At 69.6% G+C, this 26,171-nt stretch carries 26 protein-coding genes and 1 pseudogene; 10 read left to right on the forward strand and 17 right to left on the reverse strand.

The annotated features are described in order from the left end of the window. Positions 1–70: 70 nt before the first annotated feature. A complete protein-coding gene (locus ACPTTC_RS27780; RefSeq protein WP_085043161.1) occupies positions 71–517 on the reverse strand; it encodes a MarR family winged helix-turn-helix transcriptional regulator in 447 nt (148 codons plus the stop codon). Between the two features lie 534 nt (positions 518–1,051). Between ACPTTC_RS27780 and ACPTTC_RS27785 the strand changes: the two genes are divergently transcribed. Both ACPTTC_RS27785 and ACPTTC_RS27790 read left to right on the forward strand, forming a co-directional pair. Next, positions 1,052–2,359, forward strand: a complete 1,308-nt coding sequence (locus tag ACPTTC_RS27785; RefSeq protein ID WP_423394773.1) for an MFS transporter — start codon at positions 1,052–1,054, stop codon at positions 2,357–2,359. A 307-nt stretch (positions 2,360–2,666) separates the two neighbouring features. Continuing rightward, the gene (locus ACPTTC_RS27790; RefSeq protein ID WP_423394774.1) at positions 2,667–3,431 is read left to right on the forward strand and encodes a DUF4397 domain-containing protein; all 765 of its coding nucleotides are present in this window, start codon (positions 2,667–2,669) and stop codon (positions 3,429–3,431) included. Positions 3,432–3,495: 64 nt separating this feature from the next. Here the strand turns inward: ACPTTC_RS27790 and ACPTTC_RS27795 are convergent, their stop codons facing one another. Then, on the reverse strand, positions 3,496–4,032 hold the full coding sequence (locus ACPTTC_RS27795) for a DUF3005 domain-containing protein (protein ID WP_423394775.1): 537 nt from the start codon (positions 4,030–4,032) through the stop codon (positions 3,496–3,498). Between the two features lie 216 nt (positions 4,033–4,248). Then, the gene (locus ACPTTC_RS27800; protein WP_175950650.1) at positions 4,249–4,500 is read right to left on the reverse strand and encodes a hypothetical protein; all 252 of its coding nucleotides are present in this window, start codon (positions 4,498–4,500) and stop codon (positions 4,249–4,251) included. Between the two features lie 231 nt (positions 4,501–4,731). Here ACPTTC_RS27800 and ACPTTC_RS27805 point away from each other — a divergent pair, with 231 nt between their 5' ends. The 4 genes from ACPTTC_RS27805 to ACPTTC_RS27820 all read left to right on the forward strand — a co-directional run bounded on the left by ACPTTC_RS27805 (position 4,732) and on the right by ACPTTC_RS27820 (position 8,793). Further along, the gene (locus ACPTTC_RS27805; protein WP_423394776.1) at positions 4,732–6,282 is read left to right on the forward strand and encodes an NCS1 family nucleobase:cation symporter-1; all 1,551 of its coding nucleotides are present in this window, start codon (positions 4,732–4,734) and stop codon (positions 6,280–6,282) included. 22 nt (positions 6,283–6,304) lie between these two features. Then, the gene (locus tag ACPTTC_RS27810) at positions 6,305–7,033 is read left to right on the forward strand and encodes an aspartate/glutamate racemase family protein (RefSeq protein ID WP_085043156.1); all 729 of its coding nucleotides are present in this window, start codon (positions 6,305–6,307) and stop codon (positions 7,031–7,033) included. Between the two features lie 61 nt (positions 7,034–7,094). Next, a complete protein-coding gene (locus tag ACPTTC_RS27815) occupies positions 7,095–8,252 on the forward strand; it encodes a LysR family transcriptional regulator (RefSeq protein WP_423394777.1) in 1,158 nt (385 codons plus the stop codon). A gap of 103 nt (positions 8,253–8,355) precedes the next feature. After that, positions 8,356–8,793, forward strand: a complete 438-nt coding sequence (locus ACPTTC_RS27820) for a DUF1090 family protein (protein WP_423394778.1) — start codon at positions 8,356–8,358, stop codon at positions 8,791–8,793. 19 nt (positions 8,794–8,812) lie between these two features. Here ACPTTC_RS27820 and ACPTTC_RS27825 read toward each other — a convergent pair whose 3' ends face one another. After that, positions 8,813–10,381 (reverse strand): MFS transporter, encoded by a 1,569-nt coding sequence (locus ACPTTC_RS27825; RefSeq protein WP_423394779.1) that lies wholly within the window; start codon positions 10,379–10,381, stop codon positions 8,813–8,815. A gap of 100 nt (positions 10,382–10,481) precedes the next feature. On the opposite strand from ACPTTC_RS27825, the gene ACPTTC_RS27830 reads away from it, so the two are divergent. Together ACPTTC_RS27830 and ACPTTC_RS27835 are read left to right on the forward strand one after the other, a co-directional pair. Continuing rightward, positions 10,482–11,372, forward strand: coding sequence for a LysR family transcriptional regulator (locus ACPTTC_RS27830; protein ID WP_226194955.1), 891 nt, complete (start codon positions 10,482–10,484; stop codon positions 11,370–11,372). A 148-nt stretch (positions 11,373–11,520) separates the two neighbouring features. Beyond that, on the forward strand, positions 11,521–12,507 hold the full coding sequence (locus ACPTTC_RS27835) for an ABC transporter substrate-binding protein (RefSeq protein ID WP_423394780.1): 987 nt from the start codon (positions 11,521–11,523) through the stop codon (positions 12,505–12,507). Positions 12,508–12,529: 22 nt separating this feature from the next. On the opposite strand, the pseudogene ACPTTC_RS27840 reads toward ACPTTC_RS27835, so the two are convergent. Then, positions 12,530–12,748: pseudogene (locus tag ACPTTC_RS27840) on the reverse strand (hypothetical protein); the annotation flags it as partial. Between the two features lie 132 nt (positions 12,749–12,880). On the opposite strand from ACPTTC_RS27840, the gene ACPTTC_RS27845 reads away from it, so the two are divergent. Beyond that, positions 12,881–13,960, forward strand: a complete 1,080-nt coding sequence (locus ACPTTC_RS27845) for a glycosyltransferase family 2 protein (protein ID WP_423394781.1) — start codon at positions 12,881–12,883, stop codon at positions 13,958–13,960. A gap of 15 nt (positions 13,961–13,975) precedes the next feature. Beyond that, positions 13,976–15,229 (forward strand): glycosyltransferase family 87 protein, encoded by a 1,254-nt coding sequence (locus tag ACPTTC_RS27850; RefSeq protein WP_423394782.1) that lies wholly within the window; start codon positions 13,976–13,978, stop codon positions 15,227–15,229. On the opposite strand, the gene ACPTTC_RS27855 is transcribed toward ACPTTC_RS27850, so the two are convergent. From ACPTTC_RS27855 to ACPTTC_RS27910, 12 genes are all read right to left on the reverse strand, one after another. Continuing rightward, positions 15,202–16,242, reverse strand: coding sequence for a TadG family pilus assembly protein (locus ACPTTC_RS27855; RefSeq protein ID WP_423394783.1), 1,041 nt, complete (start codon positions 16,240–16,242; stop codon positions 15,202–15,204). The two genes, ACPTTC_RS27850 and ACPTTC_RS27855, sit on opposite strands and share 28 nt — an antisense overlap. Continuing rightward, entirely contained in the window at positions 16,235–16,663 is a 429-nt protein-coding gene (locus ACPTTC_RS27860) for a TadE/TadG family type IV pilus assembly protein (protein WP_423394784.1), read from the reverse strand. The genes ACPTTC_RS27855 and ACPTTC_RS27860 overlap by 8 nt, the downstream gene beginning before the upstream one ends. Continuing rightward, positions 16,660–17,526 carry a tetratricopeptide repeat protein gene (locus tag ACPTTC_RS27865; RefSeq protein ID WP_423394785.1) on the reverse strand — a complete coding sequence of 289 codons (867 nt, stop codon included), beginning with the start codon at positions 17,524–17,526 and terminating at the stop codon, positions 16,660–16,662. The genes ACPTTC_RS27860 and ACPTTC_RS27865 overlap by 4 nt, the downstream gene beginning before the upstream one ends. Next, positions 17,523–18,467, reverse strand: a complete 945-nt coding sequence (locus tag ACPTTC_RS27870; protein ID WP_226194961.1) for a type II secretion system F family protein — start codon at positions 18,465–18,467, stop codon at positions 17,523–17,525. The genes ACPTTC_RS27865 and ACPTTC_RS27870 overlap by 4 nt, the downstream gene beginning before the upstream one ends. Continuing rightward, entirely contained in the window at positions 18,464–19,441 is a 978-nt protein-coding gene (locus tag ACPTTC_RS27875) for a type II secretion system F family protein (protein WP_423394786.1), read from the reverse strand. The genes ACPTTC_RS27870 and ACPTTC_RS27875 overlap by 4 nt, the downstream gene beginning before the upstream one ends. Next, complete coding sequence (locus tag ACPTTC_RS27880) at positions 19,438–20,880, reverse strand: CpaF family protein (RefSeq protein ID WP_423394787.1); 1,443 nt, start codon at positions 20,878–20,880, stop codon at positions 19,438–19,440. The genes ACPTTC_RS27875 and ACPTTC_RS27880 overlap by 4 nt, the downstream gene beginning before the upstream one ends. Continuing rightward, complete coding sequence (locus tag ACPTTC_RS27885) at positions 20,877–22,100, reverse strand: AAA family ATPase (protein WP_423394788.1); 1,224 nt, start codon at positions 22,098–22,100, stop codon at positions 20,877–20,879. Before ACPTTC_RS27885 ends, ACPTTC_RS27880 begins: the two co-directional genes overlap by 4 nt. Before the next feature lie 21 nt (positions 22,101–22,121). Then, positions 22,122–22,502, reverse strand: coding sequence for a CpaD family pilus assembly lipoprotein (locus ACPTTC_RS27890; protein WP_423394789.1), 381 nt, complete (start codon positions 22,500–22,502; stop codon positions 22,122–22,124). 15 nt (positions 22,503–22,517) lie between these two features. Beyond that, entirely contained in the window at positions 22,518–23,900 is a 1,383-nt protein-coding gene (locus ACPTTC_RS27895; protein WP_423394790.1) for a type II and III secretion system protein family protein, read from the reverse strand. Between the two features lie 54 nt (positions 23,901–23,954). Beyond that, positions 23,955–24,974, reverse strand: a complete 1,020-nt coding sequence (cpaB, locus tag ACPTTC_RS27900) for a Flp pilus assembly protein CpaB (RefSeq protein ID WP_423394791.1) — start codon at positions 24,972–24,974, stop codon at positions 23,955–23,957. 20 nt (positions 24,975–24,994) lie between these two features. Then, positions 24,995–25,468, reverse strand: coding sequence for an A24 family peptidase (locus ACPTTC_RS27905; protein WP_423394792.1), 474 nt, complete (start codon positions 25,466–25,468; stop codon positions 24,995–24,997). Positions 25,469–25,556: 88 nt separating this feature from the next. Then, the gene (locus ACPTTC_RS27910) at positions 25,557–25,739 is read right to left on the reverse strand and encodes a Flp family type IVb pilin (protein ID WP_175950667.1); all 183 of its coding nucleotides are present in this window, start codon (positions 25,737–25,739) and stop codon (positions 25,557–25,559) included. Positions 25,740–26,171: the final 432 nt, after the last annotated feature.

A 26,171-nucleotide genomic window follows, 5' to 3' on the forward strand; every position in this document is an offset into this window, starting at 1 on the left:
CGCGGAATCGCAGCCGGCCGACAAACGGGCCAACCAGACGGGCACGACCACCGCCCGCGAGCGGCGCGCATCACGCGTCGCCGTCTTCTTCCATCATCTTGCGCAGCAGAAACTGCAACGCGACCCGCTCGCCCGGATTGAGCGCGCCATACGTGCGCTCCGTCACCTGCCGCGCGAACGGCACCGTGCGGTCGATCAGCGCGAGGCCGGTCGCGGTGGCGCGCACGATCAGCTTGCGGCCGTCGTTCGGATCGGGCAGCACCTCGATCAGCGCGCGCGCCTTCAGCCGATCGACCACGCCACGGATCGTCGCCTGGTCGATCGCGGTCGCCTTGACGATGTCGTTCAGCGAGCACGCCTGGCGCTCCTTGACCGCACACAGCGTGACGAACTGCGCGGCCGTGAGATCCGAATCGGGAATCGCCTCCTGGAAGATCGACACGTGTCGCTGATACGCGCGGCGCAGCAGGTGCCCGACCTGGTCGTGAAAGTCGTAGGAATCCTTGGAAGACGCCATGAAAGTAAAGGCTCGTGCCGCAAGTCAGTGAAAGACAAGCAGTGTACACCCTCAATTCGGCTCGACCGGAAGCCGGGTTGCCGCTTCATTGCGGTGCATCAGCATGCGCGGTACCCGGCGCGCGGCGCGCCTGACGATCGCCTGACGGCTGCGCATCGTCCGCCGGAAACGTCGCCGAGACGGCAAGCCAAGCACGTTCGAACCTGCTGCCGCGCAAGTGCTTGCGTACATCGGCAAACTTTCGTGCATACACTCCACTTTTAAGTGCATACGCACGAATCATGTGCATGCCAATTCCTCTCGCTACCCTCTTGAAACATGCATGAATCCCCATCAAGAACCTCGTCAAACACGTGGGTTTTTTCACACGAATGCTTGCCGTAACGTGGCCGGAACCGTGCCTGTGTGATTCGGTATTTTCTAGCGTGTACGCTACTTAATTGCCGTGATATACAGACTCCAGTGCGCAGCGGAACGTTCGCTCGCGTCGATCGGCCACCCATTCATCCGTCACCTTCGAACAGGGGCAATCCCATGTCTACCGCACACCCGAGCGCCGCCGTTTCCCCCGACGACGCGCTGCACGGCAATCTCTACCGCAAGGTCACGCTGCGCCTGATTACCCTCTTCTGCCTGTGCTACTTCGCGGCCTATCTCGACCGCATCAACATCGGGCTCGCGAAACTCCAGATGCTCGACGCGCTGAAGTTCAGCGATACCGTGTACGGGCTCGGCGCCGGCCTGTTCTTCGCCGGCTACATCCTGTTCGAAGTCCCGAGCAACCTGGTGCTGCAACGCGTCGGCGCGAAGCTGTGGATCGCGCGGATCATGATCACGTGGGGCCTGCTGTCGGGGGCGACGATGTTCGTGCACACGCCGATGCAGTTCTACATCGTGCGTTTCCTGCTCGGCGCGGCCGAGGCCGGCTTCCTGCCCGGCGTGCTGCTGTACCTGACGCAGTGGTATCCCGATGCGCGCCGCGCGCGGATCGTCGCGCTGTTCATGGTCGGACTGCCGCTGTCGAGCATGATCGGCAGCCCGATCTCCGGCTGGATCATGCGCGCGTTCGACGGCACGCACGGGCTCGGCGGCTGGCAGTGGCTGTTCCTGCTCGAAGCGCTGCCATCGGTGCTGCTCGGCTTCGCGGTACTGCGCTGGCTGCCCAACAACATCGAATCCGCGCAGTGGCTGACTGCCGACGAGCAGCACGCGTTGCGTGCGAACCTCGACGCCGATCCGTCCGGCAACAAGAGCCATGCGCTCGGCAAGGCGTTCTCCGATCCGAAGGTATGGGCGCTCGGCCTGATCGACCTGTGCGTGCTGCTCGGCCTCTATGCGGTGAGCTTCTGGCTGCCGACGATCCTGCGCGACACGGGCGTGAAGGATGCATATCACATCGGCTGGCTGATGGTGATCCCGAATGCCGCGGCCGTGCTCGCCACGCTGTACTGCGGCGCAAGTTCCGACCGCGCGCGCGAACGCCGCTGGCATATCGTCGTGCCGTTCATGGTGTCGGCCGTCGCACTGGCAATTGCGGCATCGTCGTCGCACGGCACGTTCGGGACGGTGCTGCTGTTCTCGCTGATCAACGCGGGAGCGGCCGCCGCGATGCCGGTCGTCTGGGCGTTGCCGTCGACGTTCCTGAAGGGGCCGGCCGCCGCCGGCGGGATCGCGTTCGCGTGCTCGATCGCCAACCTCGGCGGGTTCGGCAGCACCTACTTCATCGGCTGGCTGCGCGACACGTTCCATTCGCAAAGCGCGGGGCTGTACGGTTTCGCCGCGTGCATGGTGATCGGCTGCGCCTTCGCGCTCGCCTATCCGGCCCGGCTCGTCAACCGCTGACACAGCCCGTCCCGCGCGCGACGCGGTCGTTTTTACAACCGCGCCGAGCGCGCGACCCGCCCCACACGACCTGCCCCACCCCGCGCACGCTGCCCCTGCGGCGCGTGCGCGCTTTCCACCGCCGCTTCCCACCGCCGCCTCCCGGCTCGCTCCCGCCGCCGTTCGTCACGCAGGCACATCGCTTGCGTCATCCACGCGCCCGCCGATCCGGCGGGCAGCATCCTTCCCACAACCGGCGCTGCGCACCGCGCGACCCTTCGCGCGGCGATCCCGCATCGCAAGCAGGTTCCCTGAACGAGAGGACAACATGAAATCAATACGAACGCTGGTCGCCCTGTGCTCGGTCGTTTCCGTGCTCGCGGCATGCGGCGGCGACGGCAACGACGTCGGCACCGAACTCGGCATCTCGAAGCCGCAGGCGCGCTTCATCAACGCGGTGCCGGCCGGGCCGAACCTCGACTACTACCTGAACGCGAAGCTCGACCAGGGCGGTATCGCGTACAAGGGCGTGACGCGCTATCACGACGTCGACTCGGGTACGCAGAACGCCAGCTATGACGTCTCGGGCACGACGACGACCATCGCCGCGCAATCGTTCAGCGCGGCAAACGGCCATCACTACACGACGATCGCACTGCCGAGCACGACGTCGCTGATTTCCGTGATCGACGATCCGTACGACAAGGGCCTGCTGTCGGACAAGGCGCGCGTGCGCAGCTTCAACGCGTCGCCGAACGCGCAGAACGTCGACATGTACATCGTCCCGCCCGGCACCGACATCACGACGCAAAGCCCGACGCTCGCGGGCGCGGCCTACCAGAACGCGGTGCCGGCATCGACGCAGGATTCGATCTACCTGAACGGCGGCAGCTACCAGGTGATCGTCACGACGGCCGGCAGCAAGACGCCGATCCTCAAGACCGCGCCGGTCACCATCAACAACAACGCCGACTGGCTGCTGCTGACGATCCCGTCGGGCGGGGTCGGCGACGTGACGCCGAACGATATCCACGTCCTGGTTGCGCAGGGCAACGACGCCGATACGTCCGCGCAGGAACTCGGTCCGCAATAAGGACCGCCAACGGTCGCGGTGGCCGGCGCGATCGTGCCGCCCGCCGCACCTTCTCGCCGCGCCGTCAGCTGTTCCGCTCCAGGACGATCACATGCTCGGCGCGCGCGCCGTCGCCGTGCTCGACGTCGACGTCGACGGCGCCGACATGACGCACGTGCCAGCCCGGCCGCGTCGCGATCTGCGGCAGGTTGCCGGACGGACGGCTCTCGATCCCGCCAAGCCCTTGGTCGGGCGTCTCGACCGCTTCGTCGAGCGACGCGTTCGAATGAATCACGTTGTCGTGCCATTTCGACGCGCCCGCGGCCGCCTCCATGCCCTTGCCGTCGACGTCGACGTCGACCATGGTGTCGGTCATCGCCATGCACGCGTTGTCGAGCGTCGCGATCCGGGCGGCCGCTCGCCGCACGGGGTCGTCGCTGTCGGGCGCATGCGTACCGCGTTCGATCGGCGGCAGGCCGGTCGGCGTCTTCGCGGCAATCATTTCCGGCGTCAACGGGCGCCCGCCCGCCGCATCGGGCATGCGGCGCGCCGCCGGCGCCGGGCGCTTCGCCGCCTCGTCTCCCCGATCTTTCGGGGCACGGTTCGATTCCACGTTCTGCATCGCACCTCCTCGTCCGGCCGGCGTGCGCCGGCATCAGGCCGTCGGCACCGGTCCGGGAATCACTACAACGGTCCTTGCAAATCTTTCATGTGCGCGGCAGCGCGCACGTGCACCACCCGGCACGGCGCCGCTTCAAGCGGACGTCGCACCCGCACACGGCCGGGGCAACGTCCGGCACACGGGATCACCGCGGGATCACCGCGGGTCAGCCGCGGGTCAGCCGCCGCTCGCGCCGTCCGGCGCGGAGGCCGCGCCCGGCATGCTCGCGCCGCTGTCGCTGCTGCTGCCGGCCGCGCCGCTGCTCGGCGTGCCCGACGGCGCGGCCGACATGCCGCCCGTTGCGCTCGTGTCGGAGCTCGCGCCGCTGCTGTCGCTCTTCTTCTGGCAGCCCGCACCTGCCGCCAGGCCCGCAATCAGGATGCCGGCGAAGACGGCCCGCGACACATGACGAAGTGAATATCGCTGCATGACACCTCCGCTGATGTCGATGTGGATGGAGCCCGCTGGCGAGCAATTCCCGTGCCGCACCGGCCGTCGCCGACGCCCGCATTGCATTCATTTTTCAAATGACGCCCAACCGAATATTTAATTTCCCATCGCCGTGCCGGCCTTCCATACTCGCGAACAAATCCGAGACATAACGTCCACGGTGGCCGGGCCGGCGCAGCGTTCCCACGCTGCCGGTTGCGCGCCCCGCACATGGAAGGAGACAACGGCGTGCAACTGGAAGCCACCCACCGCCCGGGCCTCGCGCTCGGCGCGGACGACGCATCGCATCGAACCGATTCGGCCGCGCGCGACCCCGCGCTGAGCCCGCGGCTGCACAACCCCGACCTCGCGCCGACCCAGGCCGAGGGCCGGACGTGGGGCCGCTACAGCATCTTTGCGCTGTGGACCAACGACGTGCACAACATCGCGAACTACTCGTTCGCGATCGGGCTGTTCGCACTCGGCCTGTCGGGCTGGCAGATGCTCGCGTCGCTCGCGATCGGCGCGGTGCTCGTGTACTGCTTCATGAACCTCACCGGCTACATGGGCCAGAAGACCGGCGTGCCGTTCCCCGTGATCAGCCGGATGAGCTTCGGTATCTACGGCGCGCTGCTGCCGGCGCTGATCCGCGCTGTGATCGCGATCGCATGGTTCGGTATCCAGACCTATCTCGCGTCGGTCGTGCTGCGCGTGCTGCTCACCGCGATCTGGCCGGGCCTCGCCGCATTCGACCAGAATGCGATCTTCGGGCTGTCGACGCTCGGCTGGGTCACGTTCGTCGCGATCTGGCTCGTGCAGATCGGCATCCTTACGTACGGGATGGAAATGGTCCGCAAGTACGAGGGGCTGGCCGGCCCGGTCATCCTCGTCACGACGCTGTCGCTTGCCGCCTGGATGTATAGCCGCACGGGCGGCCATCTCGCGATGTCGATCGGCAAGCCGCCGACCGGCTTCAAGATGTGGACGCAGATCTTCGCGGGCGGCTCGCTGTGGCTCGCGATCTACGGCACGCTGGTGCTCAACTTCTGCGATTTCGCACGCTCGTCGCCGAGCGCGAAGACGGTACGGGTCGGCAACTTCTGGGGCCTGCCGGTCAACATCCTCGTGTTCGCGACGATCAGCTTCGTGCTCGCCGGCGCGCAGTTCAAGCTGAACGGCCACATCATCCACAGCCCGACGGAAATCATCGCGACGGTGCCGAACAAGCTGTTCCTCGTGCTCGGCTGCCTCGCGTTCCTGATCGTGACGGTCGCCGTGAACATCATGGCGAACTTCGTCGCGCCGGCCTTCGTGCTGACGAGTCTCGCGCCGCATCGCCTGTCGTTCCGCCGCGCGGGCCTGATCAGCGCGACGGTCGCCGTGCTGATCCTGCCGTGGAACCTGTACAACAGCCCGATCGTGATCGTCTACTTCCTGTCCGGCCTCGGTGCGCTGCTCGGCCCGCTGTACGGGATCATCACGGTCGACTACTGGCTCGTGCGCAAGCAGCGCGTGAACGTGCCCGACCTCTATACCGAAGCGCCGAGCGGCGCCTACTTCTACACGCGCGGCGTGAACCGCAAGGCGCTCGCGGCGCTCGTGCCGTCCGCGCTGATCTCGATCACGCTCGCCGTCGTGCCGGCCTTCAGCGCGATGACGCCGTTCTCGTGGCTGCTCGGCGCGGCCATCGCGGGCAGCGTGTACTGGCTGCTGGCCGATCGCAAACGGCACTACGACGAGCGCTCGGGCGAATCCATCGCGGTCGCCTGCGCCCAACACTGAAACACCTGCATACGGAGTCGCAATGAGGATCCTGGTAGTCAACGTCAACACGACCGAGTCGATCACCGACGCGATCGCCGCACAGGCGCAGGCCGCCGCGTCGCCGGGCACGGAGATCGTCGGGCTGACGCCGCGCTTCGGCGCGGAGTCGGTCGAAGGCAACTTCGAGAGCTACCTCGCGGCAATCGCCGTGATGGATCGCGTGCTGAGCTACGACGAGCCGTACGACGCGGTGATCCAGGCCGGCTACGGCGAACACGGCCGCGAAGGCCTGCAGGAACTGCTGACGGTGCCCGTCGTCGACATCACCGAAGCGGCCGCGAGCGTCGCGATGCTGCTCGGCCACCGCTACTCGGTGGTCACGACGCTCGACCGCACGGTGCCGCTGATCGAGGATCGCCTGAAGCTCGCTGGGCTCGATGCGCGCTGCGCGTCGGTGCGCGCAAGCGGCCTCGCGGTGCTCGAACTCGAGGAAAACCCTGCCCGCGCAATCGAGTCGATCGTCGGCCAGGCGCAGCGCGCGGTGAAGGACGATCACGCGGAAGTGATCTGTCTCGGCTGCGGCGGGATGGCCGGCCTCGACCGGCAGATCGAGGAATGCACGGGCGTACCGGTCGTCGACGGCGTATCGGCGGCGGTCGCGCTCGCCGAGTCGCTGGTGCGCCTGAAGCTGAAGACGTCGAAGGTCCGCACGTACGCGCCGCCGCGCCCGAAGCGGATCGTCGGCTGGCCTGGCACCTTCGCACAATGACGCGCCGCCGGCCCGCTGCTGCGTCGCGCTCGGGCATCGGGGCGCCGGGAGACGTATCGGCATGCGGGACACGCTAGAACCGAACACGCCGCCCGGCGGCGCGCCCGACGCCGCGGGCGCGCTCGACGTGCTCGATGCACGGTTGATGCGCATCCTGCTCGTGCTGCTGACCGAGCGCACCGTGTCGCGTGCGGCCGTGCGCCTGAACATGTCGCAGCCGGCCACCAGCGCCGCGCTCAAGCGCCTGCGCACGCTGCTCGGCGATCCGCTGCTGGTGCGCAGCCGCTACGGGATGGTGCCGACCGAATTCGGCGCACGGCTGATCGAACCGCTGCGCAACGCGCTGCGCGTGATCGACTTCATCCGCATCCAGCAGCCGACGTTCGACGCGCGCACGTCGGTGCGCACCTATCGGATCGGCTGCCCCGACTACCTGAACGTGCTGTTCGTGCCGAAGCTCGTCGCGCTGTTCCGCGAACGCGCGCCGAGCGCGCAACTCGTGTTCCATCCGCTCGGCGACGGCTTCGACGACGAGCGCGCGCTGGCCGACGGCGAACTCGACGTCGTGATCGACAATCGCCCGGCACGCGCGTCGCGGTTCCGGCAGGACGACCTGTTCGACGATCGCATCGTGTGCCTGATGCGCGCGGCGCATCCGCTCGCGCGACATGGCACGATGACGGCTGCCGATTTTGCCGAAGCACCGCAGCTGTGCCCGACACCGTCGTGGCGCGAAGCGTCCGGCGCGATCGACCAGCAACTTGAACGCGTGGGCCTGCAGCGGCGGATCGTCGTCACGCTGCCGCATTTCGAACTCGCCGCGCATGCGCTGGTGCGCACCGACATGCTCCTGACCACCACATACCGGCTCGCGCGGCACTACGCGAAGCTGCTGCCGCTCGCCGCCGTCGCGTTGCCGGCCGAACCGCCGGACATCGTGTACCGGATGACCTGGAACGAATCGGGTGCGTGCGCCGAGGGCGTGCGCTGGTTGCGCGGGCTGATCGCGGAAGCGACGCGTGCGTGGCTCGACGCCGAGGCCGCGTTACCGGCCGTCTCGGCCGTCTCGGCCGTCCAGGCGGCCGACGCGAGCGCCGCCCCTGCGCCCGATACGCCGCGTTCGCCGGTGCGACGTCGTGCCACGCATTGCGGCCGCACCCACCGGACACCCATCGCACGCGCGACGCGTGCGCACCGCGCGACAACGAAGCCGCATTGAATGCGATGCGGCGGCGCCCGCGGTAGGCCCCGTCCTATTTACTCGCGGCAGACGCGCTATGCACAATGACGGCATTCGAGAGAGTCATCCGGAATCCGAGGGCATGCCGATGAAAACCTACCTGATCGCCGTGGCCGCACCGTTCGTGCTGCTGGCCCACTCCCCCGCATTCGCCGACACACAGGATTGCGCGACGCGCATCCGCGCGCTGCAGACGCAGATCGATCAAGCGAAGCGGTTCGGTCATACGCAACAGCTGATGCGCCAGCAGATCGCGCTCGCACAAATTCAGGAGAACTGCACGGACGCCGGCCAGCTTTCGCGTGCCGAACGCAAGGTGCAGGACAAGCAGCGCGATGTCGAACAGGCTCGGGGCGACGTGCGGGATGCGCAGGCGCGCGTACGCGAAGCCCAGACGCACGACGACGCGCGCAAGGTCGAGAAGGCCCGGCGCAAGCTCGCCGACAAACAGGACAAGCTGCGCGAAGCGACGCGCGACCTGCACGAGGCCGAAGCCGATCGCAACGCATTGAAGAGTTGACAGCGCGCGCGGCGCGCCGTCACGCTTCGCGCATCGGTTGCGCAAGCAACGTGTGGGCAACGACGGCCACGACCAGCGCAAGCACGCCGCTCACCGTCAGCGCATGGGCGAACCCGCTTGCGAATGCGACGGGCGCCGCCTGCGCGAGCGCACCGGCGGCCGACGGCGGCACGCGGCCGAGCGCCTGCGCGAGATCGCCGGCGAGCAGACTCGACATGAACGGCGCATCGGCGAACGCGCGCAGGCCCGGCGCGGCGGACAGCAAGCGGTCGAGCCGCGCATGCGTGCTCGCCGCCAGCACCGCGCCGAGCACGCCGACGGCCGTCACGATCGCCGAGAAGCGCGTCGTCGTGCTGATGCCCGATGCCATGCCGGTGCGGTTCGGCGGCACGCACGCCATGATCGCCTTCTGCGTGTCGCCGTTCATGATGCCCGCGCCGCAGCCCGTCACGACCATGCCGAGCGCGACGAGCCGGTAGTCGCCACTGGCCGTCAGCGCCGCGGTCGCGAGGTTGCCCGCGCCGATCAGCGCGAGCCCGCCCGCCAGCACGCCGCCGGACGCCACGCGCGCGGCCAGCGCCGCGCCGAGCGACGGCCCGGCGATCATCGCGAACGCGAACGGCAGCATCCCGAGCCCCGCGTCGATCGCCGACATCCCGAACGCGTTCTGCAGGTACAGCGGCAGAAACGTCATCATCACCTGCGCGCACGCTGCATAGCCGAACATCGCGAGCACGGCGCCGACGAAGCGCGGCTGGCGGAACAGCGCGAGATCGATCATCGGCCGCGCCTGCCAGCGCTCCGCGCCGATGAACGCCGCGAACAGCGCGGCGGCGAGCGCGAGCCGGCCGAGCGTCGCGGCCGACAGCCAGCCGTGCGACGGCGCACCGATCAGCGCCGCGATCGCACACGCGAGCGCCGCGCCGAACAGCAGGCTGCCCGCCGCGTCCACGCGCTTCGCGTGCGGATCGCGCGACTCGTCGATCGCAACGCGCGCACCGGCCGCGAGCAGCAGGCAGACGGGCAGGTTCAGCAGGAACACCCAGCGCCAGCCGATCCATTGCGTGATCGCGCCGCCGACGAGCGGCGCGATGGCCGTCGCGATCCCCATGCACATGCCCCAGATCGCCCACGCGCGCGCCCGTTCGCGCCCGTCCGGGAAACGGTTCGCGATCACGGCGAGCGCGGCCGTCAGCAGCAGCGCGGCGCCGCAGCCCTTCACCGCCCGCGCGGCGATCAGCCAGCCGGCCGTCGGCGCGACGCCGCAGCCGAGCGACGCGAGAAAGAACAGCGCGAGCCCCGTGAAGAGCATCCGCTTGCGGCCAAAGCGGTCAGCCAGCCCGCCCGCCGGCAGCAGGCACGCGGCGAACGCGGTCATGTACGCGCTCACGACCCATTCGATATCGGCGAAGCTCGCGTGGAAACTGCGCGCGATGCTCGGCAGCGACACGGCGACGACGTTCGTGTCGAGCACGATCAGCGAGCAGGTCGCGGACGCGACGGCGAGCGTCGCGGCGGCGGGCATGCGGGCGCCCGTGCGCGGGGCGGCGGCCGCGCCTGCGCGCGACGCCGGTGAAGACTGGGACATCGGCTACTCCGGAACGAGATCGACGAGCCGTATGCTAGGCTTTCCCCGTATTGCCTGTCATTGACACTTCCAAGCTGTTTTATTAACGAAAACTGCAATCATGGACCGGCTCGAATTCCGCCACGTGCGCGCGTTCCTGAGCGTCGCCCGGCATCTGCACTTCGCCCGCGCGGCCGAAGCGCTCGACATGGCACCGCCCGCGCTCACGCGGCAGATCCAGGAGGCCGAACGCGTGCTCGGCGTGCGCCTCTTTCACCGGTCGCGCCGCGCGGTCACGCTGAGCGCGGCCGGCGAGGCCTATCTCGCCGAGGCGAGCGCCGCGGTCGAGCACCTGCAGCGCGGCCGCGAACTCGCGACCTTGGCCGAGCGCGGCGAACTCGGCCGGATCGAGATCGGCTACGTGTCGTCGGCCGTCTATTCAGGCACGCTGCAGCGCACCGTCGGCGCGTTTCGCGACGCGCATCCGCGCATCGAACTGAACCTGCGCGAAGTGCCGATGGACGACGTCGCGAACCAGCTCGACACGGGCCGGCTCGACCTCGCCTACGTGCGCCCGCCGATGCCGCTGCCCGGCGGCCTGCGGGTCGTCACGCTGCAGCGCGACGTGTTCGTCGCGGCCGTGCCGGCCGGGTCGCGCTACGCGTCGATGGCGACCCTTCGCGCCGCCGATCTCGCCGACGCGCGCTTCGCGGTACCCGAACAGGAGCGCGGCACGCTCGAAGTGGCGCGCCGCGGCCGCTTCGCACCGCTGATCGCCGCACGCCCGGGCGGCCTGCTCGCGGTGCTCGCGTGCGTATCCGTGAATGGCTGGGTCGCCGTGATTCCCGACGCGCTCGCCGGTTGCGTGTCGCTGCCGGGCGTCGTGTACCGGCCGATCGCCGGCAAGCCGATCACGTCGGAACTGGCGCTCGCGCATCGGCGCTTCGAAAAGGCGCCGGCGGTCCGCGCGTTCCTGCGGACGGTTCCGTCGGCCACGCACGACCCCGCATGAAACATCCGCGTGCGGCGCTGGCGGCGATGCCGGCCGTCGCCGCACGAATATGCATTGCACGATTCGATGTTTGTCGGCCGGAAACCGATTCCGTAACCTGCCCGGCAGCCGCGCCGCCCGCGCGCGGATCACCGAGGACACCCCGCCGATGAATCCCTCCTCTGCTCCGGCGCGCCGCCGCGTGCTGCAGCGTCTGGCCGCCCTCGCCGCCGCACCGCTCGCCGGCGGCATCGCACGGCCCGCCCACGCAGCCAGCGCCGATCTGTCCGGCGTCACGCTCGTGCTCGGCGACCAGGCCGGCGGCCTGCGCGCGCTCGCGGAAGCCGCGCGCGTGCTCGACGGTACGCGCTACCGGTTCCGCTGGGCCAACTTCCAGGGTGCCGCGCCGCTGTTCGAGGCGCAACGCGCGGGCGCAATCGATCTCGCGCCGGCCGGCGACCTGCCCGTGCTGACGGCCGCGCTCGGCGACCCGTCGTTGCGGATCGTCGCGACGCGCGTCGGCTCGCCGGCGTCGCTCGGCATCGTCGTGCCGCCCGATTCGCCCGTGCGCACCGTCGCCGACCTGAAAGGACAAACCGTCGTCGTGTCGTCCGCGCGCGGCAGCATCTCGCAGTACCAGTTGTACGGCGCGCTGCGCGAACACGGCCTCGCGCCGCGCGATGTCGACGTGCGCTTCGTGCTGCCCGTCGATGCGTTCGCCGCGTTCGAGGCGCAACGGATCGGCATCTGGGCGACGTTCGACCCGTACTACGGGCATGCGGTACGGCGCGGCGCGCGCATCGTCCGCGACGGCAGCGGCATCAATTCCGGGCTGGCGTTCCTGACGTCGCCGGTCGAGACGCTCGACGATCGCGCGAAGCGCGCGGCACTCGCGGACGTGCTGGCGCGGCTCGCCCGCGCGGGGCAATGGGCGCTTGCGCATCCGGCCGACTATGCGGGCGTCTATGCGTCGCTCACGCGTCTGCCGACCGACGCGGCCACCGACATCGCGCGCCGGGCCGCGCTCGCGCAGCGCAGCCTCAGCGACGCCGACATCGACGTGCTGCAGCGTGTCGCCGACCGCGCGGCGGCCGACGCGATCCTGCCGCGGCGCGTCGATGTCGGATCGATCGCGATCCGCAACGTATCCGCCTGAGCGAGGCCGCGCAGGGCTGCGTTCAGCGTGGGCGCGCCATGTCGAGGGGCGGCAGGTCGTCGCCGAACGTCGAGGCGACGAGCGTGCGCATCGCGGCGACCAGCCGCGTCGGCTCCGACGGGTTGAACGTGCCGCGCTCGAATGCGGCAGGCACGGCGCGATGCCGCGCGGCCCGCCACGCGCCGCGACCGCCGGCGCGCTCGAATGCAGCGAACGGCAGCCGCTCGACGATTGGGCTGCCGCACCCGCCTCAATTCGTGTTACGAATCCCCGATTCCTGCCTACAATGGATCGAAACACCTGTCGCCCGGCCTGCCGCGGACGACAACCGGATCCATACGGTGCAGCGCAGGCCGGATCTCTCGGGGGACGTATGTCCGCGCATGCCAGAAAGCCACTGGTCTCGCTCGTCGTGCCGTTCCACGACGAGGACGAAGCAATCGACACGTTCTTTGCAACAACGCTGCCCATCCTCGAATCGGTCGAGTCGATCCGTTTCGAGATCGTCTGCATCAACGACGGCAGCCGCGACGACACGCTCGGCAGGCTGATCGACGTCGCCGCCGGCGACCCGCGCGTGCGCATCGTCGATCTCACCCGGCGCTTCGGCAAGGAGGCCGCGCTTACCGCCGGCCTCGACGAAGCCGCCGGCACCGCCGTGATCCTGATCGACGCCGACCTGCAGGACCCGCCCGCGCTGATCCCCACGATGGTCGAACGCTGGCTCGCCGGCGCCGAGGTCGTCGCCGCGAAGCGCACCGACCGCATGTGCGACCCGCTGTTGCAGCGCGTGGCCGCCGCGCTCTACTACCGCGTGCACAACCGCCTCTCCGAAGTCGAGATGCCCGAGAACGTCGGCGATTTCCGCCTGATGGACCGCCAGGTCGTCGACGCGCTGCGCGCGCTCCCCGAGCGCCGGCGCTTCATGAAAGGCCTGTTCGCGTGGGTCGGCTATCGCACCGAAATCGTCGAATACACGCGTGCGCCACGCAGCGGCGGCCGCTCCAAATTCTCCGGATGGCGGCGCTGGAACTTCGCGCTCGAAGGCATCACGAGCTTCAGCACCGTACCGCTGCGCGTGTGGACCTACATCGGTCTCGCGTTCGCCGCGCTGTCGTTCGTCTACGGCACGTTCATCGTCATGCGCACGCTGCTGTTCGGCAATCCCGTGCACGGCTACGCATCGCTGATCTCCGTGATGCTGTTCGTCGGCGGCATCCAGCTGATCGGTATCGGCGTGATCGGCGAATACCTCGGCCGCATCTATCACGAGTCGAAGCAGCGTCCGGTCTATCTCGTGCGGCGGCGCTACCACGCGCAGCGGGACGCCGCCGCACATCCCGCGTCGAAGCTGCTGCAGTTCCCGCTCAAGCGCACGCACGCGGCCCGCCGCCGGACGGCGCTGCCCGCGGCCGCCGGCCACGGTGCGGCGCGGAAAGCGTCCGTCAAGTAACCACACACACGACGCATGGATCTCCCCCGGCAATCGATACGATCGGCGGATCATCCCGTCCGCGCGTGGCTGACACCCCGGCGCGTCGTTGCGTACAGCGCGGTCGCGCTTGCGTGCTACGCGCTGCTGCTCGCCACCTGGGCAGCCGTCGTCCGTGACGCGCCCGCCACCGCGCTGACGCGCCCGGGCCCCGACTACGCGGTGTTCTGGTCGGCGTCGTACGTGATGCTGCATGGCTCGCCATGGCAAGCGTACGATCTGCCGACCTTCTCGCGGCTGGCGGCCGACCTGTTCCCGCAGTTCCGCCGGGGAAACCTCGTCGCGTGGCTGTACCCGCCCACCAACCTGCTGCTCGTGACGCCGCTGGCGCTGCTGCCCTTTGCGATCGGCTATCCGCTGTTCGTCGCGTTCGGCGTCGGCGTTTTCGGATTCGCCGCCTCGCGCGTATCGCGGCTCGGCGCGATCCCGGGCGCATCGCGCGTCGGCGGGTTCGCGCTGGTCGCCGCCCCATGCGTGTTCGTCACCGGGATATTCGGGCAGAACGCGTTCCTGACCGCGTCGTGCGCGGCGCTGGCCGTCTGCTGGGCGGAGCGTCGGCCGATGTGGGCCGGCCTCTGCATCGGCCTGCTGTCGGCCAAGCCGCAGATGGCATTGCTGTTTCCGTTCGTGCTGGTCGCCACGCGCGCATGGCGCACGATCGCGTGGGCCGCACTGGCCACCACCGCGTTCGCCGCGTTGAGCGTCCTGATCTGCGGGGTCGAGTCGCTACGGCTGTTCGTCGCCGGCACGGCGGTCGCGCGCTCGCTCCTCCTCGAGCAAAGCATCATGTTCTGGCTCGTGTCGCCGACGCCGTTCGCCGCGTTCCGCCTCGCGGGCCTGCCGCCCGGTGTCGCGTATGTCGCGCAAGCGTGCATCGCGGCGCTGGCGATCGCCGCCGCCTGCCTCGTGTGGACGCGCTCGCGCGACATCCGCTTGCGCGCGGCGGTGCTGGCGGTCGCAACGCTCGTCGCGAACCCGTACGTGTGGCACTACGAGCTCGCCTGGCTCGGCATCGCGATCGCGTGCATGCTGGCGGCCGGATGGCAGGACGGCTGGCTGCGCGGCGAGCAGACCGCGATCGCGCTCATGTGGCTGCTGCCAGTCGTCGAATACCTGAACCCGTGGCTGCAATGGCCGCAGATCGGCCCGGTCGTGACGCTGTTCGCGCTCCTCGTGCTGGTGCGCCGCGCCGGCCCGGGGGCTCAAAACGCGAGCCGCGGCGGCACGTAGACGCCATAGTACGGCCCGACCCCGGTCGCCACGCCTGTCATCTTCACACCGGCGACGAAGTGGCCCTGGATATACTTGTACGAGCCACCGAGCGACACGTCGATATGGAATGGCGCGAACGCGACGATCGGCACGCTGGTACTGGTCGCGGTCTGCGTGACGACCGGCAGCACCACCGTCTTGCCGACCGGCACCGACGTATAGAGCGTCGCCTTCACGCCGGTCGCGAGATTGATGCTGTCGCCGATGTTGAGCGTCGTCGGGTTGCCGGTCGCCATCAGGCCGCTCATCGTCGCCGTGTCGGTCGCGGTCGACAGGAACGACGTCCACTGCCCGCCCATGCACAGCAGGCCGTAGATCTGGCCGTTCGTGATCGAGAATTCAAACGGCTGGCCCGTCAGCGGATTGATCAGCGGCTGGTTGGTTGCCGCGTTCCAGTACAGGTTGTACACGCACTGGTCGATCGCGACCGGAAACAACCCGCCTGCCCCGACCCCGCCCGGCGCCGCCAGCACCGCCACCGCGGTCGCACTATCGGATGCACCGGGGATCCCCAGCAGCCCGCCAAGCAGCAGCGGAATCGAACCGCCGTTCACACCGGGTGCGCGCGACACGGTGACCTGCACCGCCGGCACGTCGTACTGGCCGGGCGTGATGGTCGTCGGCTGCATGGATGCGGGGTTGCGCGTCACGTTCCAGTATCCGGTAGTCACCGTGCCGGTCGACAGCGCCGCACCGGCCGCCGAGTTCTGCGCGATCACGCCGTTCGCCGCCGCTGCGGCCTGCGACCAGTTCACCGCGCCGCCGCTCGGCGACATCATCGCATCGGCCCCCGCGAGCGCGGCCGCGTCGGCCGCGTTCTGCAACTGGTTGTTCACCGTGACCACCCACGCGATGTCGATCGCCAGCGCGCCGAACGACAGCAGCGGAATCAGGAACAGCAGGAAGAACAGCGCAACCGAACCGCGCTGCCGCACGGGGCCGACGGGCTGCGTCGCAGTCACGTCATTCATAGAGCATCACCGACGTCGCCGAGACCGTCACCGGGCCGGTCAGCGCACTGAACGCGGACCCGAGCACGAGCCCCGAATACGTGTAGGTCACGGTCACCGTCAGCGCGGTGCCCGACGTCGTGCCGTTCGCCTGCGTCACGGTCACCGCCGGTGTCGTCGCGGTGCCGCCGGTGATCAGGCTGTTCTGCATGGCGTTCTGCGCGATGCTGGCGATCTGCGTCGTGGTCAGCATCGGCACGCGCAGCATGACGCCGGCGCGCGCGGCCTCGCGGCTCGCGTTCGTGATGACCGCCTTGTCGCACAGGATCAGGCTCGTGTCGATGATGCCGATCAGCACCATCAGCAGGAACGGCAGCATCAGCACGAACTCGAGGGACACGACGCCGCGCGCATGGCGGGCGCCCGTCGCCCCGCGTGTCATTTTTCAGCCCCCGCGCCCGGCGGCACGACGCCCGGCTCCAGCGCCGCGCCGGACAGCGGCGGCGGGCTACCGGCGCCTCCGGAAACCCCGCGCGACGCAAGCCGCGCGCGCACCGCCTGGTAGAAGCGCAGGTTGTCGGCCACCGCCGACGCGGGCAATTCAGCGGACAGCAGCTTCTTCGCCGAATCGGTATTGCCGAGCACGCCGTACGCGAACGCGAGATTCTGGCGCGCCTGCCACGGCGCGGACGGCAGCCCGGCGACGTCGAGCAGCACGTTCACGCCCTCGCGCGGCCGGTTGCTCAGCACGAGCGACAACCCGAGGTCGACGCGCAGCCCCTGCGCGTCCGGATGCGCGCGCAGCGCGTCGCGATACACGACCTGCGCATCCGCATGACGCCCCTGCAGGTCGAGCACGGTGCCGAGCCCTTCCGCCGCGAGCGGATGGTTCGGCTGCGCGGCCAGCAGGTCGCGATAGCGCTGCGCGGCTTCGTCGAGACGCCGCTGCCGCAACGCGACGCGCGCGAGCCCGAGCCGAGGGCCGAGCTCCGCCGGCGCCTGCCGCTGCGCTTCGTCGTAGAGGATCCGCGCGCGCTCCAGGTCACCCGCGCGGTAGTTGACGTCGCCGAGCCCCAGCCGCGCCGCGAGCGAGTCGGGATGCGTCGTGAGCACCTTCTCGTACAGCGTCGACGCGAGATCGACGTTGCCGCCGGCGAGCGCGCTGTCGGCGATGCGCAATTCGGCCTGCGGGTCGTCGCTCTTGTGCGACAGCACCGGCCGCGTCTGGATGCCCGGCGTGCCGCAGCCGGCCAGCACCGGCAGTACGGCCGCGAGTGCGAATGCGCGTACGACGGATCGTGTCATCTGAATACCTCGAGCAGGCGGATCGCCGCCGGGCCCGCCGCGATCAGGCAGACCGTCGGCAGGATGAACAGCATCATCGGCAGCGTGATCTTCGGCGCGAGCTTCGCGGCCCGTTCCTCGAGCGCGACGATCTGCTCGGTGCGCTCCGTGCGCGACAGCGTGCGCAGCGCCTGCGTGATCGGCGTGCCGAACCGCTGCGACTGCGTCAGCGTCGTCGCGAGCGAGCGTGCCGACGTGAAATCGACGCGCGTCGCGAAATGCGCGAGCGTCGCGGCTACGTCGCCGCTCAGCGTCAGCTCGTCCGCGCACACGGTCAGCTCGTCGGCGAGCGGCGGGCAGATGCGCGACAGTTCGTGCGCGACGCGTCGGATGCCCGACGCGAGGCTGTTGCCGGCCATCGTGCAGATCACCAGCAGGTCGAGCGCATCGGGAAAGCATGCGGCGACGATCCGCCGCCGCCGCCGGATCATCACGCCGAGCACGTATTCCGGCACGATCACGCCGATCACGAACGCGGCGATCATCGCCAGCGCGCGGATCACGAAGTATTCGCCGAAGCGCGGAATCAGCGGGCTGAACACGATCGCGCCGCACGCGAACAGCACGCCGCAGCTCAGCTTGATCCCGATCATCACCGACACCGCGCGGCGCTCGCGAAAGCCGGCGCGCGTCAGTTGCAGGCCGAGCTTCACGCGCTGCATCGGGTCGAGCACCGGCAGCCGTTCACCGAGCTGCGCGAGCCGGCGCGTGAGATCCAGGCGAACGCCGCCCGGCTGCCGCCACCCCGCCACCGGTGCCGGCGGATGCTGGCCGGCCGCCAGCCGCACGCGCGCGGCGATCCGCTGGCGGGTGCCCCCGCCGGGCGTGCCGAGCGCCACCGCGACACAGGCGAGCAACAACAGCAACTCGAGGCCGCGGGCGGCCAGTATCGACAGCGTCATCGCGCGGTATCCAGTTTCGAGATCCTGCGGATCACCAGCAGGCCGACCGTCAGCAACCCGGCCGCGATCGTCAGCATCGTGTGCCCCGGGTGCGTCGTGAACAGCAGCATCACGTAGTCGCGGTTCACGGCGAACAGCGCGCCGATCATCACGAACGGCACCGCCGAAATGATGTTCGTCGTGATGCGTCCTTCGGCGGTCAGCGCGCGGGTCTTCACGCGGATGTCGCGGCGCGTGCGGATGATGCTCGACAGCTCGTCGAGCGTCTCGCCGAGGCTGCCGCCGGTCTCGCGCTGCAACAGCAGGTAGACGGTGAAGAACGAGAAGTCCGCGATCATCAGCCGGTCCGCGGCGTGCGTCAGCACGTCCTTGAGATCCGCGCCGACCCGCAGGCCGTCCCCCATCGAGCGGAACGTCGCGCGCACCGGCTCGGCCGCGCTGTCGCCGACCATGCTGATCGCCTGTGTGACCGGAATGCCCGCGCGCACGGCCCGCACGATCACGTCGATCGCGTCGGGGAACGCTTCGAGAAAGCGCATCCGGAAACGCTCGACCAGCGCACGGTAGCTGGCGCGCATCGCGACCAGCGGCAACCCGGCGTAGATCAGCGGACGCAGGAAGCCCGGCGGCCCGATCAGCTTCACCGCGACGATCGCCGCGATCGCGCCCGCGATCGTGCTGGCGACGACGATCCTCACGCCGCCCTTGCCGCCGACCGCGCGCACGCGGGTCACGCGGCGCTGCAGCCAAGCGCGCAGGCGGCCCTGGCGACGCTCGAGGTTGAGCAGCGCGACACCCGGTGCGGCGGGCGCGTGCCCGTCGCGTCCGGCCAGCGACGGCGACAACCGCCGCATCCGGGCGCGGATGCGCTGGGCCGGCGTGCGGCTCGCGCGATCGAACCGCGACGACAGCACGAGCCCGATCGCAACGATCATCACGAACACGCCCACCGCGAACAGGTCGGCGGCCCTCATGTCCGGAACACCTCGGCGAGCGCATCCTCGACGCCGTAATACGCGGCGCGCGCCGCGAATCCCGGCCGCAGCGGCGACGCCTCGAACACGCCCTTCACCGCATCGCGCGTCGTGTCGCCTTCCTGGCGGAACGCAAACAGGTCCTGCGTGATGACCACCTCACCTTCCATCCCGACGATCTCGGTGATCCGCGTGACGCGCCGCACGCCGTCGCGCATCCGCTCGATCTGCACGAACAGGTGCACGGCGCTCGCGATCTGGCGCCGGATCGACAGCAGCTGCAGGTTCGCATTCGCCATCATGACCATGCTCTCGAGCCGGCTGATCGCATCGCGCGGCGAATTCGCGTGGATCGTCGTCATCGAGCCGTCATGGCCCGTGTTCATCGCCTGCAGCACGTCGAACGCCTCGGGGCCGCGAATCTCGCCGAGGATGATGCGGTCGGGCCGCATCCGCAGCGCGTTGCGCACGAGATCGCGCTGCGAGATCCCGCCGAGCCCCTCGGTATTTTCCGGCCGCGTCTCGAGGCTCACGACGTGCGGCTGCAGCAACTGCAGCTCGGCCGCATCCTCGATCGTCACGATCCGTTCGTGCTGCTCGATGTGCTGCGACAGCGCGTTGAGCAGCGTCGTCTTGCCCGAGCCGGTGCCGCCCGAGATCACGATGTTCAGCCGGCACGCGCACGCGACCTTCAGCACCTGCAGCATCGGCGGCGAGATGTTGCCCTGCTGCGCCATTCGCGCGAGCGTGATGTCGCGCTTCGCGAACTTGCGGATCGAGATCGACGGGCCGCGCAGCGCGATCGGCGGCAGCACGACGTTCACGCGGCTGCCGTCGGCGAGCCGCGCATCGACCATCGGGCTGCTCTCGTCGACGCGACGCCCCACCGCCGCCGCGATCCGCTGCGCGACGCTCGCCACGTGCGCGTCGTCGCGGAACTTCAGCGACGTGAGCTCGAGCCGGCCCGCGCGCTCGACGTAGACCTGGTCGGGCCCGTTGACGAGGATGTCGGTGACGGTGTCGTCGGCGAGCAGCGGCTCGATCGGCCCGACCCCGAACATGTCGTTCAGGATCGCATCGACGATCAGCACCTGCTCGCCGGCCGAGATCTTCAGGCGCTCGCGATCGACCGTGTGCGCGGCCACCTGCTCGATGCCTGCGCGCACTTCGTCGCGCGTCCTCATCAACGCCGCCGACATGTTCATCGACGCGAACACCGCGGTGCGGATCGCGTCGAACTTGCTCGACCGGATCAGCGCTTCGTGGGTATCCGCGGCCACGGGCGCGCGGGCCGAAGCCGGCGCAGGCATGTCTGCCGCGGCCGAGACCGGGGCCGGTGCGGGCTCACGCTTCACGGCGGGCGTTGCGGCCTGTACAGCGGCCTGTGTCGCGGCCGGCACGGGGTCCGCCGGCGGCCGGTTGCGGGTACCGAACGTCACGATCCCTTCCTCCACTTGACGAGCCGCGCATACCACGGCTCGGCGACGACCATCGGTTCGCCGGTGATGCCGCTCGCGAGCTGCCGGATCTGGTCCACGAAGCCGTTCCGCTTCCCGCCTTCGATCGGCTCGCCAAGGTTCTCGGCAACCGCGAGCGTCTGCGGCTCGTGCGGCAGTTCATGCAGCTTCGCGCCGCCGAACGCTTCCTCGAAATCGACCGGCTCGACGCGGCCCGCGACCGGCGCGAGCGGATTGTTCAGCACCAGCGACAGCAGCCGCTCGCCGGGCAGCTCCCGCACGAAACGCACGAGCCGCGCCGCTTCGTACGCGGCGTGCACCGAACGGTCGACCACGACATGGACGAGATCGGACGCCGCGAGCGCGTCCTCGAGCAGCTTGCCGGCGCCGCTCCCGACGTCGAACAGCACGTAGTGGAAGCGGTCCTTCAGCATGTCGACCAGGCGCGCGACGGCCTCGTCGCCCACCGGCGCGTCGGCGCCGTACGCCAGCTCGGCGGACAGGACGTGCAACCGGTCGCCCTTCGTCACGAACATGCGCTCGAACAACGCGTCGTCGGGGCGCTGCCCCATGTTCAGCAATTCGATCAGCCCGTTGTTGCTGGACAGCCCGAGCATCGCGTTCGCACCGCCGCCATGCAGGTTCAGGTCGACGTAGGCCACGCGGCGGCGCTTCTCGCCCGCCAGGAAGCGCGCGAGGCTCACCGTGATCGTGGTCGCGCCGACCCCGCCGCGCGCGCCGACGAAGCTGACGACCTTGCCGGTGCGCGCCTGGACGACCGACTCCGTCGCCGTCAGCGCCCGCCGCATCAGCTCGACGGTCAGCGGCTTGACGATGTAGTCCTGCACGCCGATGCCGAGCAGGTTGCGAAACAGCCCCACGTCGTTCTGCGTACCGATCGCGATGACCCGCACCGATGGATCGCACACGTCGGCGAGCCGCATCAGGTCCGACACCGGCAGCACCGAATCCGACACGTCGATGACGAGCTGGCGCGGCGAACGCTCGGACTGCTGCAGCAGCCGGATCGCATCGTCGCAGACGCCCAGTTGCAGATGGGTACGCGTGATCGACAGCTCCTGCGCGACGCGCCGTATCACGTCATCGCTGCCCGCATCGGAGACGACCGCGACGAGATCGGCCGCGCCCGCGGACGCGGCGCGCCGGGTGTGCTGACGGTCGAGGAGGTTCATGGGCGGCATCGTGATGGCATCCGGGTCGGTTCAATGGCTGGGCGAGCCGGTCGTCAGCGTCTTGTCGGGCGTCGGCTGCTTCACGCGATCCTCGACGTAGCGGCGCACCGCTTCGGCCGCGGTCTGCGCGTCCGCGCCGCCGTACGGCACGGGCGCGACGAGATCCTCCGGCCGCGCGAGCATCGCCGCGAGGTTCGAGTAGGTCGCGCAGCCAAACGGCACGCCCGGCCGCGCGAACCCCGCGTCGACGAGATGCGACGGCTGCATCAGCTTCGCGCAATCGGGCGCCACCGCGTGCGCGCCGTCGAAGCCGATCGACCGCGCATCGGGCAGGTTGACCGGCGGCGGCGCCGACAGGCAGCCCGCCAACGCCAGCGGCAGCAGTGCGGCGACGGTCGATCGGGTTCGCATGCGCGTTCCTCCGGTTCAGTACACGAAGCCCGCGGCGCCGACGAGGCGCGGCGTGTCGCCCGACAGCAGGTCGAGCCCGAGGCTGCGCTGCACCGCGAACTCCAGGTCGCTGCTCGGCCGCGCGACGGTGTCGATCGCCTGCTCGAGCTGGCCGGGCCCGGTCGGCTGCACGATGTACGGCGTGACGATCACGACCACCTCGGTCTTGTTGTCCTGGAAGTTCTTCGACGAAAACAGCCGGCCGATGATCGGCAGCCGGCCGAGCCCCGGAATCTGCGACACGGTGTCGGCCGTCTGGCTCTGCAGCAGCCCGCCGATCGCGAAGCTCTGCCCGCTCGACAGCTCGACCGTCGTCTCGACGCGCCGCACCGTGAGCCCCGGCACCTTGACGCCGCCGGTCGTCACGCTGTTGCTCGCATCGATCTCGCTCACTTCCGGCCGCACCTTCAGGCTGATCCGGTTGTCGGCGAGCACGGTCGGCGTGAAATCGAGCGACACGCCGAACGGCTTGAACTCGACCGTGATCGCGCCGGTCGACGAACCGGCCTGCGCCACCGGGATCGGAATCTCGCCGCCCGCGAGGAAGCTCGCGGTCTCGCCGGACATCGCGGTGAGGTTCGGTTCCGCGAGCATCGTGATCAGGCCCTCCTGGTCGAGCGCGTCGAGCACCACGTCGATCGACCAGCGCCCCGCGCGGAATCCGCCGAGCACCGAGAAGGCGCCCGTCGGCGACAGGTTGAACAGGCCGCTCGTCGGATCGAACAGCGTGCGCCCGTTGAACAGCCCGCCGACGAAGTTGCCGGCGCCGCCCAGCGCGCTCCAGTTGATGCCGAGCTGCTGCGTGAGGTTGCGGCTCACCTCGGTCACCCGCACGCGCAGGTTCACCTGGATCGGGCGCGACAGCGTGAGCCGGTTCACGATCTTCTCCTTGTCGTGCAGGTACGGCGCGAGCGACTGCATCACGGCGTCCGCGTCGGCCGCGCTCGGCACCTTGCCCGACACCATCAGCGAGCCCGGCGCACCGGATACCGCCAGCTTCAGCTGCGGAAAGCGGCTGTCGAGCACGCCCTGCAGCGACGCCGTGTCGACCTGCACGATCACCGTCTTGCGCAGGATCGGGCGATGGTTCGCGCCGAGCGCGATCAGCGTGGTCGTGCCCGCCTTCTTGCCGAACACGAACACGGTGCGCGGCGACGGCACCTGGATGTCCGCGATGGTCGGATCGGCGACGAACATCGCGGTCGCGGGCTCGGGCAGCGACAGCAGCTCCCCCTTGCCGGTCGCGATCGACAGCGCCGCGCCCGCGTCCGGCGCGCGTGCGACCTGCGCGGACGCGCTCCCGGATGCAACGATGCAGGCCAGGCACCAGAAAGCGATCCAACGAACCATGCGCACCATGCGTGTTCCCGTCAAATGCCGGCCGCCGGGCGGCCGGCCCGAATCGTCAATCCGTCACTGCGCCGCCACGGCCGGTGGCTGCGCAGTCGTCTCCGCCGCGACATTGGCGCCCCCCGTCGTCGCGGGCATCGCCGGCCAGGCCGGCAGCCCGGACGGCAGCGGCGGCAGGCCCGGCGTGCCGGTGCCGCCGCCACGCGAACCGTCGTCGACCGACGAACCGCGATAGATCACGACCGCGTTGCTCCGCCACGCCGGCCGCGCGCCCGTATCCGGCCCGGCGGACGGCTCGCGTGCGGCCTCGCGGGCCGCGCGCGACACGTCGCCGGCCCATACGGGTTGCGTATCGGGCTCCTGTTCGCCGCCGCCTGCCGGCTGCCGCCGGTCGCTCGTCGCGAAACTGCGCAGCGCGAGCGACAACGAGCCGAGGCGTGTCGCCACCAGCACGACCTGCGCGGTGCGCGGCGCGACCTCGAGCGTGACCGTGCGCGCGCGGGCTGCCGCGTCCGGAGCGCTCGCCGGCGCCTTCGCGCGCTGGAATTCGGAACCGACCGCCAGCACGCGCGCGCGCCGCACCACCGTTTCCGCTTCGAACGTGCCGGGCGACGTCGCCGAGCCGCCGATCTGCTGCGTCAGCAGCACGTCGACGAAGTCGCCCGGCTGGATCAGCCCCGCATTGCCCGACACGTCGTCGACCGGCACCGAGATCGCGCGCATGCCGGGCTGCAACGCCGCCGCGAGAAAATCCGGCGCACCGGCCGGAATCACGTTCTCGACGCGAATCGGCGCGCCGGCGCCGACGTGGTTGCGCAGCAGCGCGCCCTTCAGGTCCGCGCCCGGCTGCGACTCGACGAACGCGCCGGCCGGCACCTGTGCGCGCGGCATGCGTTTCCACGCCAGATCGTTGTCGCGCAGCAGCAGCCCTTCCGGCAGATCGGCGGCAGCGACCCGCACGCGTGCCTGATCCGTTTCGGCCGGCACCGACGGCGTCGACGCGGCGACGTACAGTTCGCGCAGGATGAACGCACCGATGCCGGCGGCAACGACCAGCACGGCCAGTCTCAGCGGTTTGGGCATGGCGGCGTGCGTCCCCCCGGCTAGATAAGCGAAACCGTGTGTGGAAACGACGCCCAGACGGCCAGCGTGCCGCCGAGCGCGAGCGCAACGCCGTACGGCACGCCGCGCGCGGCGACCGCGCGGACCTGCGCGGCGTGCCGCCGCCGTGAAGCCAGCAACGCGAGGCCGCACAACGCACCGCACGCGCCGACGCCCGTCAGCACCGGAAACGCCCATGCCGGGCCGGCCCACAGGAATACCGCCGCCGCCAGCTTGACGTCGCCTCCGCCGATCCAGCCCGCGTGGCGCATGCCGCCGAACAACAGCAGCATCGACGCACCGGCGGCGACGTGGCCGGCCAGCGGCGCGAACCCGTCGTGCGCGAGCGCCGCCGCGACGAAATACAGCGCCGCGAACGCGAGCACGACGCGATTGGACAGGCGCCGGTCGCGCAGATCCTGCGCCGCGAGCGCGGCCAGCAAGACCGTGGCCACCGACTGCACGAACGTGAGCATGAGAGAGCCGTCCGTCGACACGCCCCGGCCGGATACGTTCTACCGCAGCGGATCCCGGTGTTCGTCGGTGGCGCGCGGGTTCAGGGGATCAGATCAGGCTCGTCACCTTGCTCATCAGCGACGTGAACACGCTCGGCAAGCCACCGGTGGTGCTGCTGAGGATCACGCCGACCGCCGCCAGCGCGACCACGACGATACCGGCCAGCACGGCGTACTCGAGCGCGCTGACGCCACGTTCGTCACGCAGCAGGGACTTGACGTATTGCAGCATGGCAACCTCCGTGTAACGGGGTCGGTGACCGACCGTTGAACGCAAAGACGCTCCGTTGCTCCGGCGGTTGCGCAGGACATTCGCCCGTTGCGACACGTGCGCACGCCTCTGGCACGAGGTCGTTCGCCCCCCCGGAATCCTCTCGATCACTGCAACACGCGGCGTGCAACGACGACTTCGGTCGTGCGTGCCTGCATCCACGGTGCGGTCTTTCCCGCACAAGGCAACCGCGCTGATTCGTCTAGGGTATAGACAATTTTTCAGGCGAATTCAAATTATTTGGCGTCGAAATGTATTTATGGATTTAACCCTGCAACGATGAAAGCGATTCCGTTCATTTGCGGTCATTTTTTCTCACATCGGATCGAATGATTCGCTTATCTGAACAGACGCATGAACTGTTTCTTGGCATGATTTACCAGCCGAAAACCT

The organism is Burkholderia mycopellens (assembly GCF_964265025.1).
Classification (GTDB): domain Bacteria; phylum Pseudomonadota; class Gammaproteobacteria; order Burkholderiales; family Burkholderiaceae; genus Burkholderia.

Bases quoted from the DNA above. Each gene is read 5' to 3' on its own strand.
- ACPTTC_RS27780 (WP_085043161.1), bottom strand. From the start codon at position 517: ATGGCGTCTTCCAAGGATTCCTACGACTTTCACGACCAGGTCGGGCAC.
- ACPTTC_RS27785 (WP_423394773.1), top strand. From the start codon at position 1,052: ATGTCTACCGCACACCCGAGCGCCGCCGTTTCCCCCGACGACGCGCTG.
- ACPTTC_RS27790 (WP_423394774.1), top strand. From the start codon at position 2,667: ATGAAATCAATACGAACGCTGGTCGCCCTGTGCTCGGTCGTTTCCGTG.
- ACPTTC_RS27795 (WP_423394775.1), bottom strand. From the start codon at position 4,032: ATGCAGAACGTGGAATCGAACCGTGCCCCGAAAGATCGGGGAGACGAG.
- ACPTTC_RS27800 (WP_175950650.1), bottom strand. From the start codon at position 4,500: ATGCAGCGATATTCACTTCGTCATGTGTCGCGGGCCGTCTTCGCCGGC.
- ACPTTC_RS27805 (WP_423394776.1), top strand. From the start codon at position 4,732: ATGGAAGGAGACAACGGCGTGCAACTGGAAGCCACCCACCGCCCGGGC.
- ACPTTC_RS27810 (WP_085043156.1), top strand. From the start codon at position 6,305: ATGAGGATCCTGGTAGTCAACGTCAACACGACCGAGTCGATCACCGAC.
- ACPTTC_RS27815 (WP_423394777.1), top strand. From the start codon at position 7,095: ATGCGGGACACGCTAGAACCGAACACGCCGCCCGGCGGCGCGCCCGAC.
- ACPTTC_RS27820 (WP_423394778.1), top strand. From the start codon at position 8,356: ATGCCGATGAAAACCTACCTGATCGCCGTGGCCGCACCGTTCGTGCTG.
- ACPTTC_RS27825 (WP_423394779.1), bottom strand. From the start codon at position 10,381: ATGTCCCAGTCTTCACCGGCGTCGCGCGCAGGCGCGGCCGCCGCCCCG.
- ACPTTC_RS27830 (WP_226194955.1), top strand. From the start codon at position 10,482: ATGGACCGGCTCGAATTCCGCCACGTGCGCGCGTTCCTGAGCGTCGCC.
- ACPTTC_RS27835 (WP_423394780.1), top strand. From the start codon at position 11,521: ATGAATCCCTCCTCTGCTCCGGCGCGCCGCCGCGTGCTGCAGCGTCTG.
- ACPTTC_RS27845 (WP_423394781.1), top strand. From the start codon at position 12,881: ATGTCCGCGCATGCCAGAAAGCCACTGGTCTCGCTCGTCGTGCCGTTC.
- ACPTTC_RS27850 (WP_423394782.1), top strand. From the start codon at position 13,976: ATGGATCTCCCCCGGCAATCGATACGATCGGCGGATCATCCCGTCCGC.
- ACPTTC_RS27855 (WP_423394783.1), bottom strand. From the start codon at position 16,242: ATGAATGACGTGACTGCGACGCAGCCCGTCGGCCCCGTGCGGCAGCGC.
- ACPTTC_RS27860 (WP_423394784.1), bottom strand. From the start codon at position 16,663: ATGACACGCGGGGCGACGGGCGCCCGCCATGCGCGCGGCGTCGTGTCC.
- ACPTTC_RS27865 (WP_423394785.1), bottom strand. From the start codon at position 17,526: ATGACACGATCCGTCGTACGCGCATTCGCACTCGCGGCCGTACTGCCG.
- ACPTTC_RS27870 (WP_226194961.1), bottom strand. From the start codon at position 18,467: ATGACGCTGTCGATACTGGCCGCCCGCGGCCTCGAGTTGCTGTTGTTG.
- ACPTTC_RS27875 (WP_423394786.1), bottom strand. From the start codon at position 19,441: ATGAGGGCCGCCGACCTGTTCGCGGTGGGCGTGTTCGTGATGATCGTT.
- ACPTTC_RS27885 (WP_423394788.1), bottom strand. From the start codon at position 22,100: ATGCCGCCCATGAACCTCCTCGACCGTCAGCACACCCGGCGCGCCGCG.
- ACPTTC_RS27890 (WP_423394789.1), bottom strand. From the start codon at position 22,502: ATGCGAACCCGATCGACCGTCGCCGCACTGCTGCCGCTGGCGTTGGCG.
- ACPTTC_RS27895 (WP_423394790.1), bottom strand. From the start codon at position 23,900: ATGGTGCGCATGGTTCGTTGGATCGCTTTCTGGTGCCTGGCCTGCATC.
- cpaB (WP_423394791.1), bottom strand. From the start codon at position 24,974: ATGCCCAAACCGCTGAGACTGGCCGTGCTGGTCGTTGCCGCCGGCATC.
- ACPTTC_RS27905 (WP_423394792.1), bottom strand. From the start codon at position 25,468: ATGCTCACGTTCGTGCAGTCGGTGGCCACGGTCTTGCTGGCCGCGCTC.
- ACPTTC_RS27910 (WP_175950667.1), bottom strand. From the start codon at position 25,739: ATGCTGCAATACGTCAAGTCCCTGCTGCGTGACGAACGTGGCGTCAGC.